At 66.3% G+C, this 11,898-nt stretch carries 10 protein-coding genes and 1 tRNA gene; 4 read left to right on the top strand and 7 right to left on the bottom strand.

Features of this window, described 5'->3' with window-relative positions:
* Positions 1-233: 233 nt before the first annotated feature.
* Positions 234-1,640, top strand: coding sequence for a purine-cytosine permease family protein (locus NRG74_RS05695; RefSeq protein WP_257705974.1), 1,407 nt, complete (start codon positions 234-236; stop codon positions 1,638-1,640).
* A gap of 53 nt (positions 1,641-1,693) precedes the next feature.
* A complete protein-coding gene (gene gabD / locus NRG74_RS05700) occupies positions 1,694-3,139 on the top strand; it encodes an NADP-dependent succinate-semialdehyde dehydrogenase (RefSeq protein ID WP_437181169.1) in 1,446 nt (481 codons plus the stop codon).
* Positions 3,140-3,238: 99 nt separating this feature from the next.
* Here gabD and NRG74_RS05705 read toward each other — a convergent pair whose 3' ends face one another.
* The 7 genes from NRG74_RS05705 to NRG74_RS05735 all read right to left on the bottom strand — a co-directional run bounded on the left by NRG74_RS05705 (position 3,239) and on the right by NRG74_RS05735 (position 10,385).
* Positions 3,239-3,805: an NUDIX hydrolase gene (locus NRG74_RS05705; RefSeq protein ID WP_257705976.1), complete on the bottom strand. Its 567-nt coding sequence runs from the start codon at positions 3,803-3,805 to the stop codon at positions 3,239-3,241.
* 125 nt (positions 3,806-3,930) lie between these two features.
* Positions 3,931-4,155 carry a DUF2188 domain-containing protein gene (locus NRG74_RS05710; RefSeq protein WP_059315031.1) on the bottom strand — a complete coding sequence of 75 codons (225 nt, stop codon included), beginning with the start codon at positions 4,153-4,155 and terminating at the stop codon, positions 3,931-3,933.
* 109 nt (positions 4,156-4,264) lie between these two features.
* Entirely contained in the window at positions 4,265-5,698 is a 1,434-nt protein-coding gene (aldA, locus tag NRG74_RS05715; protein WP_257705977.1) for an aldehyde dehydrogenase, read from the bottom strand.
* Between the two features lie 13 nt (positions 5,699-5,711).
* The gene (locus NRG74_RS05720) at positions 5,712-6,512 is read right to left on the bottom strand and encodes an HpcH/HpaI aldolase/citrate lyase family protein (RefSeq protein WP_257705978.1); all 801 of its coding nucleotides are present in this window, start codon (positions 6,510-6,512) and stop codon (positions 5,712-5,714) included.
* Positions 6,513-6,532: 20 nt separating this feature from the next.
* A complete protein-coding gene (locus tag NRG74_RS05725; RefSeq protein WP_257705979.1) occupies positions 6,533-7,867 on the bottom strand; it encodes an MFS transporter in 1,335 nt (444 codons plus the stop codon).
* Between the two features lie 21 nt (positions 7,868-7,888).
* The gene (gene rhmD, locus NRG74_RS05730) at positions 7,889-9,073 is read right to left on the bottom strand and encodes an L-rhamnonate dehydratase (RefSeq protein WP_257705980.1); all 1,185 of its coding nucleotides are present in this window, start codon (positions 9,071-9,073) and stop codon (positions 7,889-7,891) included.
* A 13-nt stretch (positions 9,074-9,086) separates the two neighbouring features.
* The gene (locus tag NRG74_RS05735) at positions 9,087-10,385 is read right to left on the bottom strand and encodes an MFS transporter (RefSeq protein WP_257705981.1); all 1,299 of its coding nucleotides are present in this window, start codon (positions 10,383-10,385) and stop codon (positions 9,087-9,089) included.
* A gap of 178 nt (positions 10,386-10,563) precedes the next feature.
* Here NRG74_RS05735 and NRG74_RS05740 point away from each other — a divergent pair, with 178 nt between their 5' ends.
* Entirely contained in the window at positions 10,564-11,511 is a 948-nt protein-coding gene (locus tag NRG74_RS05740) for a LysR family transcriptional regulator (protein ID WP_093251439.1), read from the top strand.
* A 165-nt stretch (positions 11,512-11,676) separates the two neighbouring features.
* Positions 11,677-11,753, top strand: a tRNA-Asp gene (locus tag NRG74_RS05745).
* Positions 11,754-11,898 lie beyond the last annotated feature (145 nt).

Here is an 11,898-nt window from a genome sequence, read left to right on the forward strand (position 1 = left end):
CGGGTGTCTCTTGTTGGCGGTACGCGACGGCTCGGCCAGTCGATGTTTTTATTGGTATACCATAATACGTGAACTGGCAAGCAGAGATGTAACGAGATTCGGCGGCAGTCCCCAGACGTCACCGCCACAAGCCAAAAGGCGGTTGTGTAATCTGGTATACCGTAATACTTTCTGCTCACCAGGACGACCTGTCCAGCAGGCGTCTTCCACAACTACAACAATGGAATTCCTGGATGTCCGCAGCCCCTCGCTCTGCCGTCGCTATCGAAACCCATACCGTGGATCACGTCGCCCCGGCCGAACGCCACGGCCATAGCCGCGATCTCTTCACCCTCTGGTTCAGCACCAATATCGCGCCGTTGCCTATCGTCACCGGCGCCATGGTGGTCCAGACCTTCCACCTAAATCTGGCCTGGGGCCTGATGGCCATCGTGCTCGGGCATCTGCTCGGCGGGGTGGTGCTGGCCCTGGCCTCGGCCCAGGGACCGCGGCTGGGCATTCCGCAGATGGTGCAAAGTCGCGGCCAGTTCGGCCGCTATGGCGCCCTGCTGATCGTCTGCGTCACCGCGCTGATCTACGTGGGCTTTTTCACCTCCAACGTGGTGCTGGCCGGCAAGTCGATCCAAGGCCTGGTGCCGGCCGTACCCATGCCGCTGGCCATCGTGGTCGGCGCCCTAAGCGCCACGGCCATCGGGGTGATCGGTTATCGCTGCATCCATACCCTCAATCGCTGGGGTACCTGGGTCATGGGCGCGGGGTTGCTGGCGGGTTTCGCCATGATGCTGACCCAGCCGCTACCCGCGGACTTCCTGACCCGTGGAGGCCTCAATGCCAGCGGTTTCGTCGCTACGCTGTCGCTGGGGGTGATCTGGCAACTGAGTTTCTCGCCCTATACCAGCGACTATTCGCGCTATCTGCCGGAAGCCGTGGGGATCGCACGACCTTTCTGGGCGACCTACCTTGGCGCCACCCTGGGCACCATCCTGGCCTTTTCCTTTGGTGTGGTGGCGGTGCTGGCGGTGCCGGCCGGTAACGACGCCATGGCCGCCGTGGCCCAGGCCACCGGCTGGCTGGGCCCGGTGCTGATGGTGCTGTTCCTGCTCAACATCATCAGCCACAACGCCCTCAACCTCTATGGCGCGGTACTTGCCATCATCACCTGCGTGCAGACCTTCGCCGCCGGCTGGACACCGGGCGTCAAGGTCAAGGTGGTGCTGTCCAGCCTGGTGCTGGTGGGCTGCTGCAGCGTGGCGCTCATGGCCTCGGCCGATTTCATCGAAAGATTCATCGGCCTGGTACTGGCCATGACCATGATCCTGGTGCCCTGGGCTTCCATCAATCTCATCGACTTCTATCTGATCAAGCGCGGCGACTACCACATCCCTTCATTGTTCGCCGCCGACGGTGGCCGCTACGGTCGCTTCAACGGCCATGCCATCGCCGCCTACGCGGTCGGCATCCTGGTGCAGCTGCCGTTCGCCAACACGGCGTTGTTCAAGGGGCCCTATGCCGACCTGGTGGCAGGCGCCGATCTGTCCTGGCTGTTCGGGCTGCTGGTGACCTGCCCGCTGTATTTCTGGCTGGCCTACCAGGGCTCGCCGGCCCAGGCCGCCCGGCTGCAGGCTGCCTCGGCACAATGAGCTGGGTCGCTGTCGAAAACCACCTTCAATCCCCCTCCCGAGGAACCCCGCTCATGTTGCAAGACGCTTCCCTGTTTCGCCAGCAAGCCTATGTCGACGGCGCCTGGATCGACGCCGACAGCGGCGCCACCGTCCAGGTGGACAACCCGGCCACCGGCGAGACCCTGGGCACCATTCCCAAGCTCGGCCGTGCCGAGACCAAGCGCGCCATCGACGCCGCCAACCGTGCGCTGCCGGCCTGGCGGGCCCTGACCGCCAAGGAGCGCTCGGCCAAGCTGCGGCGCTGGTACGAGTTGATGATCGAGAACCAGGACGACCTGGGCCGGCTGATGACCCTGGAGCAGGGCAAGCCGCTGGCCGAGGCCAAGGGCGAGATCGCCTACGCCGCCTCCTTCATCGAGTGGTTCGCCGAAGAAGCCAAGCGCATCTATGGCGACACCATCCCCGGCCACCAGGCCGACAAGCGCATCCTGGTGATCAAGCAGCCCATCGGCGTCACCGCCGCCATCACGCCGTGGAATTTCCCCACCGCGATGATCACCCGCAAGGCCGGTCCGGCCCTGGCCGCCGGCTGCACCATGGTCATCAAGCCCGCCAGCCAGACCCCGTACTCGGCCCTGGCCTTGGTCGAACTGGCTGAGCGCGCCGGCATTCCCAAGGGCGTGCTGAGCGTGGTCACCGGCTCCGCCGCCGAGATCGGCGCCGAGCTGACCGAAAGCCCCATCGTGCGCAAGATCTCCTTTACCGGCTCCACCGAGATCGGTGCCAAGCTGATGGAGCAGAGCGCGCCCACCATCAAGAAGCTGTCGCTGGAGCTGGGCGGCAACGCGCCCTTCATCGTCTTCGACGACGCCGACCTGGACAAGGCCGTGGAAGGCGCCATCGCCTCCAAGTACCGCAACGCCGGCCAGACCTGCGTCTGCGTCAACCGTCTCTATATTCAGGATGGGGTCTACGACGCCTTCGCCGAGAAATTCAAGGCCGCGGTGGCCAAGCTCAAGGTCGGCAACGGCCTGGAGGAGGGCGTCACCATCGGCCCGCTGATCGACGCCAAGGCCGCGGCCAAGGTCAAGGAACACATCGACGACGCCGTGAGCCAGGGCGCCAAGGTCATCGCCGGCGGCAAGGCCCACGCCAATGGGGGCAGCTATTTCGAGCCGACCATCCTCGCCGACGTGCCCAAGAGCGCCAAGGTGTCCAAGGAGGAGACCTTCGGCCCGCTGGCGCCACTGTTCCGCTTCAAGGACGAGGCCGAGGTCATCGAGCTGGCCAACGACACCGAATTCGGCCTGGCCTCCTACTTCTATGCCCGCGACCTGTCCCGCGTATTCCGCGTGGCCGAGGCGCTGGAGTACGGCATGGTCGGCATCAACACCGGCCTGATTTCCAACGAGGTCGCGCCCTTTGGCGGCGTCAAGGCCTCGGGCCTGGGCCGCGAGGGCTCCAAGTACGGCATCGAAGAGTACCTGGAGATCAAGTACCTCTGCCTGGGGATCTGATCCCGTTCGTTGGGCTTCGCGGCGCTCAACCCAACCTACGGTCGAGGTAGGTTGGGTTGAGACGGCTCCATCGTCGAAGCCCAACAGTGCCCGAACTGGTCAGCCAAGGGTATGCAACTGCCCGGCCTCGGCCGTACCGAAATAGAGGCCGTGATGGCCCTGTACCTGTTCTTGAAGCCGGCGTTCGAGGATCTGGCGAATCGAGGGATAGGCCAGGTCGGCCCAGGGCAACTCGTCCGGCGCGAAAAAGCGGCGCTCCAAGGTCTCAACGCCAGCCTCGGCGTCGATTTCGACCAATTCGGCGCGGAAGATCAGATAGACCTGATTGACGCCCGCGGCATTGAAGATGGAGTAGGGCGCGAGGATCCGGGCCCTGACCCCGCTTTCCTCCCAGGTCTCGCGCAATGCGGCCTGTTCGGCACTCTCGTCGTTCTCCATGAAGCCTGCCGGTAGCGTCCAGTAGCCCCGACGGGGCTCGATGGCCCGGCGACAGAGCAGATAGCGGCCCTGATGCTCCACCAGGCACCCGGCAATCACCCGCGGATTGTCATAGAGCACATGGCCGCAGGCGGTGCACAGCAGCCGCTCGTGGCTATCCCCAGCGGGCCGGCCACGCCGGAGTTCGGCACTACCGCACTGGCAGCAGAAACGCGGAGATGAATTCATGCTGACCTCGCTTGACCGCCATTCTGATTGTTATGTCTTACGGTATACCACCGCTACGGATGGTAGGCGAGGGGGATGCGGTCAAAGCAGGACCCTGCCGTGCTCAGCAGCAAGGTCCTGACGCGTCAGCCCTTGGACTGGGCCGGATCCGCACTGCGTGGATAGGTACGCTCTTCCTCGATACGACCGTCGCTGGTGTGGATCTTGACGCTGCCGGTCTTGCCATCCAGGTATTGCGCCGCCTGGTGGACGATGGCGTCCTTGGTCGACGCCTTGAGCAGGGCACGATCGCCATGTTCCTCTTTGAATTCCCAGCCGGTGTCGGTAGGTACGATGTGGTAGTTCTGCATCTGGTCTCCCTGGGGCCGCTGGCCCGTGCCTGATCTTGGATTGCGCCTGTTTCGACCCGCGTTCGCCCAGGAACATTCGAGCGAAGCGGGTAGCCACCAGCCTCGATCCCTAGCCCTGCAGATAGACCACCTGGGTGTGGGTGTACTCATAGAGCCCGTGCTTGCCGTCGGCGCCGCCGATGCCGGACTTGCGCACCCCGGCGTGAAAGCCCTGCATGGCCTCGAAGTTTTCCCGGTTGATGTAGGTCTCGCCGAAGTCGATCTCGCGCATGGCGTGCATGGCCTTGCTCAGGCTGCGCGTATAGACGGAGGAGGTCAGACCGTATTCGCAGTCGTTGGCCAGGGCGATGGCTTCGTCGAGATCGTCCACCACCTGGATCGGCAGCACCGGGCCAAAGATCTCCTCGCGCATGATCGGCATCTCGGCGCGACAGTCCGCCAGTACCGTGGGCTGGAAGTGAAAGCCGCGGCCCAGGTCGGCGCGGCTGCCGCCGGTGACCAGGCGAGCACCCTGGCCGAGGGCGACATCGACCTTGGCCGCCACCTTGTCCAGGCCGGCGGCGTTGATCAACGGCCCCATCTCCACGCTGGTGTCGGCCTCGGGATCGCCGAACCGGGTAGCGGCCATGGCGCGGCCGATGCGCTCGATGAAGTCCTCGGCCACCGCGCGCTCCACATAGACGCGCTCGGCGCAGTTGCACACCTGGCCGGTGTTGATGATGCGCGAATCGCGGATGGCGCGTACCGCCAGGTCCAGGTCGGCATCGGCCAGGACGATGGCCGGCGCCTTACCGCCCAGTTCCAGATTGAGCTTGGTCAGATGCGGTGCGGCAGCGGCCATGATCCGCGAGCCGGTGCCGACGCTGCCGGTAAAGCTGACCATGTCGATGCCGGCATGGGCACTGAGCTGGCCTCCCACGGCGCCGGCACCGCTGACCAGGTTGAAGACCCCGGGCGGCAGGTCGGTCTCGGCCACCAGGCGGGCGAATTCATGGGCATTGATCGGGGTTTCTTCGCTGGGTTTGATGACGATGGTGTTGCCGGTGAGCAGTGCCGGCGCCAGCTTGCGGGCGATCAGGAAGAAGGGGAAGTTCCAGGGCAGGATGCCGGCCACTACGCCCAGCGGCTTGCGCAGCAGAAAGATCTGCTCGTCGGGTCGGTCGCTGGTGATGATCTCGCCTTCGATGCGCCTTGCCCACTCGGCCATGTAGTCGAGATAGTCGGCGGTGAAATTGACCTCCACCTCGGCCAGGCCTTGGACCTTGCCCTGTTCGGCGACAATGGTCCGGGCCAGCCGCGGTGCGTGCTCACGCAGCTTTGCCGCGATGCGCCGCAGATAGCCGGCACGCTCGATGGCTGGTTTGCGCGCCCAGGCCTTCTGGGCGCGGCGGGCGGCGGCGATGGCCTGGTCGACGTCTTCGCGACTGGACGCCGGTACCCGGGCCAGGGCCTCGCCGGTGGCCGGGTTATGGACGAGAAAGTTCTCGGCGGCCGGCAGGAAGCGGCCATCGATGTAGTTCTGGTAAAGAGGCAGATCGGCCATGGCGGACTCCGGGTCAATAGGTGCGAGAGGGCGCCTGGGGCGCTTCGAGGGGGCGATAGCGGGCCAGGTTGGCCAGCGCCGCCTGGCGGAACAGGCTGATGTCGATGCCGACGGCAACGAACTGGCAACCCCAGTCGCGATAGCGCCGGGCATCGTCTTCCTGGGGCGCCAGGATCCCGGCCACCTTGCCGGCCGCGCGGGTGGCATCGATGGCGGCGCGGATACGTGCCTGCACCTCGGGATGGCCCGGATTGCCGGCATGGCCGAGGCCGCTGGAGAGGTCGGCGGGGCCGACGAAGACGGCGTCCACGCCCTCCACCGCGGCGATCTCGGCGACGTTATCGCTGCCCAGCCGCGATTCCACCTGGACGATCAGGCACAACTCGGTGTGAGCGTTGTGCAGGTAGTCGGGTACCGCGTCCCAGCGGGTGGCGCGGGCCAGGCCACCACCGACGCCGCGGATGCCGTGGGGCGGATAGCGCATGGCGCGCACCAGGGCGCGGGCCTGATCGGCGGTCTCCACCATGGGCACCATCAGCGTCTGCACGCCGATGTCCAGCAACTGCTTGATCAGCACCGCATCGCCGGTCACGCAACGCACCACCGGCGCCGTGGGGTAGGGCGCCACCGCCTGCAACTGGGCGAGGATGCTTGGCACCGTATTGGGGGCGTGCTCGCCGTCGATCAGCAGCCAGTCGTAGCCGGTGCCGGCGGCGATCTCGGCGGCATAGCCGGTGGCGAAGCCGGCCCAGAGACCGTAGAGGGTGTCGCTGCCCGTGAGGCGGGCCTTGAAGGGATTGCGCGGCAGATCCATGACGGTCGTCTCCAGGGGAATCAGGAAGGGGTGTCCGGCAGGCGCACCAGCAGCCCATAGCTCAGGGCACCGGCCACCGCGACCGCGGCGGCGATGCCGAGCGCGAGGCCGAAGGAGCCGGTCTGCTGGACGATCATGCCGGTGATGACCGGGGCGAAGGCGCCGCCGAAGTAGCCACCGAAGTTCTGGATGCTGGCCAGCGAGGCCACCTGGTGCGAGGGCACGGCGACGCTCACCAGCGACCAGGTGCCGGCCACCGCCACGTTGAGGCTGAACAGCGCCAGGCTGAAGCAGAGGATGACGCTGCCGATGCCGGTCACCCCGGCGCTGCACAGGGCGAATAGCCCGGCCGCGGCCAGACCGCCGCAGATCGGCAGCTTGCGACTGAAGGCCAGGCTGCGCCCGCTGCGGGTCAGGCGATCCACCAGCAGGCCACCACCGATCACGCCACAGGCGCCGGCCAGGAACGGCAGGCTGGCGACCCAGCCGGCCTGGGACAGGGACAGGTGGTGAACCCGCTCCAGGTAGGCCGGCAGCCAGGTCAGGAACAGCGACAGCATGTAGATGATGCCCACGTAGCCGATCACCACGCCCCAGGTCAGGCGGCGGCGGAACAACCCCAGCCAGTCGGCGAAGGTCAGCCGCAGACCGGCGTCCTGGGGTGGCAGTCCGGCGTCCAGGTGTGCCCGCTCGGCGGCGTCCAGCGCTACCTGGACCCGATCGCGATAGCTCAGGTACCAGAGCGCCGCCACCAAGACGCCCAGTACGCCCATGGCGATGAACATCTGCCGCCAGCCCAGCCACAGAAGCAGGGCGGTGAGGATCGGCTGGGAGATCGCCGGCCCCAGAGAGGAGGAGAGGTTGAAGATGCCGGAGGGCAGGCCGCGCTCGCGCACGTTGAACCACTCGCTGACCACCTTGGCGCCGGCCGGGAATTGCGGCGCCTCGCCGATGCCCAGGCCGACGCGGGCAAGGATCATCAGGTGCAGACTGCTGAGCAGCCCGAGCACGCCCTGGGCGATGGACCAGAGGCAGATGCCCAGGCCCAGGGTCAGGCGCGCGCCGAAGCGATCCAGCAGGCCGCCGATGGGCAGCTGGGCGAAGGCATAGGCCCAGGCGAAGGCCGACAGCAGCAGGCCCATCTCAGTCGGCGTGAAGCCAAGCTCGCCGCTGATGGTCTGGTTGGCGATGGCCAAGGTGCTACGGTCGAGGTAGTTGACGAAGCCGGCCAGCACCAGCAGCGCCAGGGCGACTACCTGCACCCGCTTGAGGCGGGCGCTCTTGGGAGGTAGTGGCGTCGCGGCGGGGCGCGCATCCGGTACCGGTGTCACCAGGGTATCTTGGGTCGCTTTCATCCAGCCCTCCCGGGCAACGCCTCAGTGGCGATAGGGTCGTTCCAGGGTGCACTCCGGATTGAGGCGCACGCCGAAGCCGGGCCGATCCAGCGCCGAGGCGCGCATGCGGCCCCGCACCGGGACGGGTTCGTCGAGCAGCTGCGGATGGAACATGGGCACCACCTCGTCGGCCTTGGGCGCCATCATCAGGAACTCGGCGAAGGGACTGTTGGTGCGGGTGATGACGAAGTGGTAGCTGTAGACGGAGGAGCCATGGGGCACCACCAGGGCGTTGTGGGCATCGGCCAGTGCCGAGATGCGGATCAGCTCGGTGAGGCCGCCGCACCAGCCGACGTCCGGCTGGAGGATGTCGCAGCAACCCATCTCCAGCAGCAGGCGGAAGCCCCAGCGGGTGGCCTCGTGCTCACCGGTAGTGACCAGCATGCCCTTCGGCACGTTGCGCCTGAGTTCGGCATAGCCCCAGTAGTCATCCGGCGGCAATGCCTCCTCGATCCACTTGAGGCCGAATTCATGGGCGCCCTGGGCCAGGCGGGTGGCGTAGTTCAGGTCCAGGCTCATCCAGCAGTCGAGCATCAGCCAGAAGTCGTCGCCGACCCGTTCGCGCATGGTCGCCAGGGCCTCGAGATTCTTGCGCAGGCCTTCCTCGCCCTCGGCCGGGCCATGCTGCAGAGGCAGCTTGCCGCCAATGAAGCCCATCTCCTTGGCCAGGTCCGGGCGCGCGCCGGTGGCATAGAACTGCAATTCGTCACTGACGGCGCCGCCGAGCAACTGGTGTACCGGTTCCTGGCGCAGCTTGCCGAGCAGGTCCCAGAGCGCAAGATCCACCCCGGAGATGGTGTTGAGCACGATGCCCTTGCGGCCGTAGTAGAGAGTCGAGAGGTACATCTGGTCCCAGATCTTTTCCAGGTCGGTGACCTTGGCGCCCTCCAGGAAGCGCGCCAGGTGTCGCTCGACGATGAAGGCGCCCAGCTCGCCGCCGGTGGTGACGGAGAAGCCCACGGTACCGTCACTGGCCTCGACTTCCACTACCAGGGTGCCCAGCACGTTGATGCCGAAGCTGCGGCGGCTCTGGCGGTATTCCGGGTACTTGGCCATGGGCGTGGCGATGTGGTCGTCGATCCAGTGGCCGTCGCCCTGGTCGTGATAATCGGCGCCGCCGCCACGAAGGGTGTAGGCACGAACCTGCTTGATGGTGGGTAGGGTCATGGAAAGGGCTCCCTTAGTGACTGGGCGTGAGCTGGGCTTGGGGATCGACCTGGCGACGCTGGCGCAGGCCGAGAATCAGGGCGGCCGCCACCAGGGTGGTCCCGGCGAGCAGATAGAGGCCGGCGCCGGGGTGGGCGAAGGTCACCTCGGCCCAGCGCTTGGCCAGGGGCGCGATGAAGCCGCCGATGGCGCCGCAGGTGTTGATCAGGGCGATGCCGCCGGCCGCGGCGCTGCCGCGCAACTGGTCGGACGGAAAGGTCCAGAACAGCGGCTGCACGGCGATGAAGCCGGCGGCGGCGAAGCACAGGGCGATCAGCGCATAGAGCGGCGAGAAGGTCACCGAGGCGGCGATGCCCAGCCCGGAAATGGCCAGGGTGGCGGCCGCGGTGCGGCGGCGTTCGCCGGTACGATCCGACCAACTGGGGATCAGCCAGGCGGCGAGCAGGGCGCAGACCCAGGGAATCGCCGAGACCAGGCCGACCAGCAAACCGACCTTCTGCCCCAGCAGGCCGGCCACCTGGGTCGGCAGGTAGAAGACCACGCCATAGACGCTGGCCTGGATAAGCAGGTAGATACTGCACAGCAGGAGGATGCGCGGCTGACCGAGCAGACGCAGCAGCCCGCCGTGATGGGGCTTGGCGGCGTCCTCGGCATCCAGCGCTTCTTGCAGCGCCTGCTTTTCCGCATCGCTCAGCCAGCGCGCATCGCGCGGCCGGTTGTCCAGGTAGAACCAGGCCCAGACCCCCACCAGGCTGGCCAGCACCCCTTCCACCAGGAACATCCATTGCCAGCCGTGCAGGCCGCCGAAGCCGTCGAATTCCAGCAGCAGCCCCGACAACGGGCTGCCGAAGATGAAGGCCAGGGGCGCGCCGAAATAGAAGAAACCCAGCGCCCGGGCGCGATAGCGCGAGGGAAACCAGTAGGTGAGGTAGAGGATGACCCCGGGAAAGAAGCCGGCTTCGGCTACCCCGAGCAGGAAGCGCAGCACATAGAAGGATGTCGCCGTGTGGGCGAACATCATGGCGGCGGAGATCAGGCCCCAGCTGACCATGATCCGGCACATCCACAGCCGGGCGCCGACGCGGTGCATGATCAGATTGCTGGGAATCTCGAGAAAGGCGTAGCCGACGAAGAAGACCCCGGCGCCAAAGGCGAAGGCCGCGTCTGAGATGCCGGTATCGGCCTGGAAGGCGACCTTGGCGAAGCCTACGTTGGCCCGGTCGAGAAAGGCCATGACGTACATCAGCAGCAGGAAGGGCAGCAGGCGCCGGGTGACCTTGGCGACCAGCCCCGGTGACAGGGTGGTGTGCATGGCGATCTCTCTTGTTGTTGTGATTCGGCCACGGCTCAAGGTAGTCGCAGTCGCAATGCCTGGATAATCGCTTTTTGTTTAGGACCGATACCCTTAAGGTATCGGTATGCCTCACCCGCCTGGCCAGAGCCGTTGAGCCCGGCTGGACGCCTCCGCTCGCGCCTCCAGGATGCTGCCGATGAACGCTTCCCCCCATGCCCGTGCGCTGTTCGGCCGGCTGCGCTACAAGCACCTGCTGATGCTGGTGACCCTGGCCGGGACCCGCAATCTGCACCGTGCTGCCGAAGCCCTGCACATGTCGCAGCCGGCCACCACGCGCATGCTGCAGGACGTGGAGGAGGCCTTTGGCTGCGTGCTGTTCGAGCGTCAGGCGCGCGGGTTGCAAGCGACCGCGCTGGGAGAAGAGGTCCTCGACTTCGCCAGGCGCGCCCTCAACGGTCTGGATCGTTGCGCCGAAGATCTCAATGCGCGACGCGCCGGGGGGTACGGGCATCTCGCAATCGGCGCCATCATGGGTGCCTTGCCCGACCTCGTGGTGCGGGCCATCGCCGAAAGCAAGGCGCGCCAGCCGGGCCTGCAGCTACGCATCCTAGGCGACACCAGCGATCAGCTCACCGAATTGCTCGAGCAGGAACGGATCGACGTGGCCATCGCCCGGTTCACCCAGCCGGCGGACCGCGGGCGTTTCGTCTTCGAGCCGCTGGGCAACGAGCATCTGGCCGTAGTGGTGCGTACCGGACATCCGCTGACCGGTCGCATCACGCCCGATCTGGCGGAACTGGTGGCGGACTGGCCGTGGATCCTGCAACCCGAGGCCAGTCCGGCACGGGTGGCGCTGGAAGCGGCTTTCGCCCGCCGTCAGCTGCCGCCCCCCGCAGACGTCATCGAATGCGGCTCGGTGTTCGCCATGCTGCAACTGGTGCAGATCACCGACGCCATCCTGGTATTAACCGAGGCGGTGGTGCGCGATCACCTGCGTACCGGGCTGATGGTCTCGCTCGACCTGGAAATCACCGAACCCCTGACGCCCTTCGGTATCCTGCTGCGCACGGGGCAGGTACCCAGCGCGGCCCTGGAAGGATTTCTCGGCCTGCTCAGGCAGCAGGCCGCTGGCGCCACGGCCTGAACGAGACGAGGGCTTTCGCCGCCGCCGGTGCACGGCGAGAAATATTTTCTCTACGCCTGTTGTTTCTTCCCTGATAAATCAGTATCTTAGCCGCCGCTGGTGCAGAGAACCCCCGCTGAACAGGTTCTCGGCAACTGCCAGCCGGATGCCGCAAGGCTTCCATGCGCAGCGGTAGTTCAGTCGGTTAGAATACCGGCCTGTCACGCCGGGGGTCGCGGGTTCGAGTCCCGTCCGCTGCGCCATATACCACCCATGAGCTCTGCCTCGCGGGTATCGAAAGAAGCGGCCCTTGTGGCCGCTTTTTTTCGTCCGGTACTTTTGTCGCCAAGTCTTGCTGCCTGGAAACCCCAACGCCTCGGTAGCCTCCAATGGCTATTGTCGGTTTAC

The organism is Pseudomonas oryzihabitans (genome assembly GCF_024652905.1).
Taxonomy (GTDB): domain Bacteria; phylum Pseudomonadota; class Gammaproteobacteria; order Pseudomonadales; family Pseudomonadaceae; genus Chryseomonas; species Chryseomonas benzopyrenica.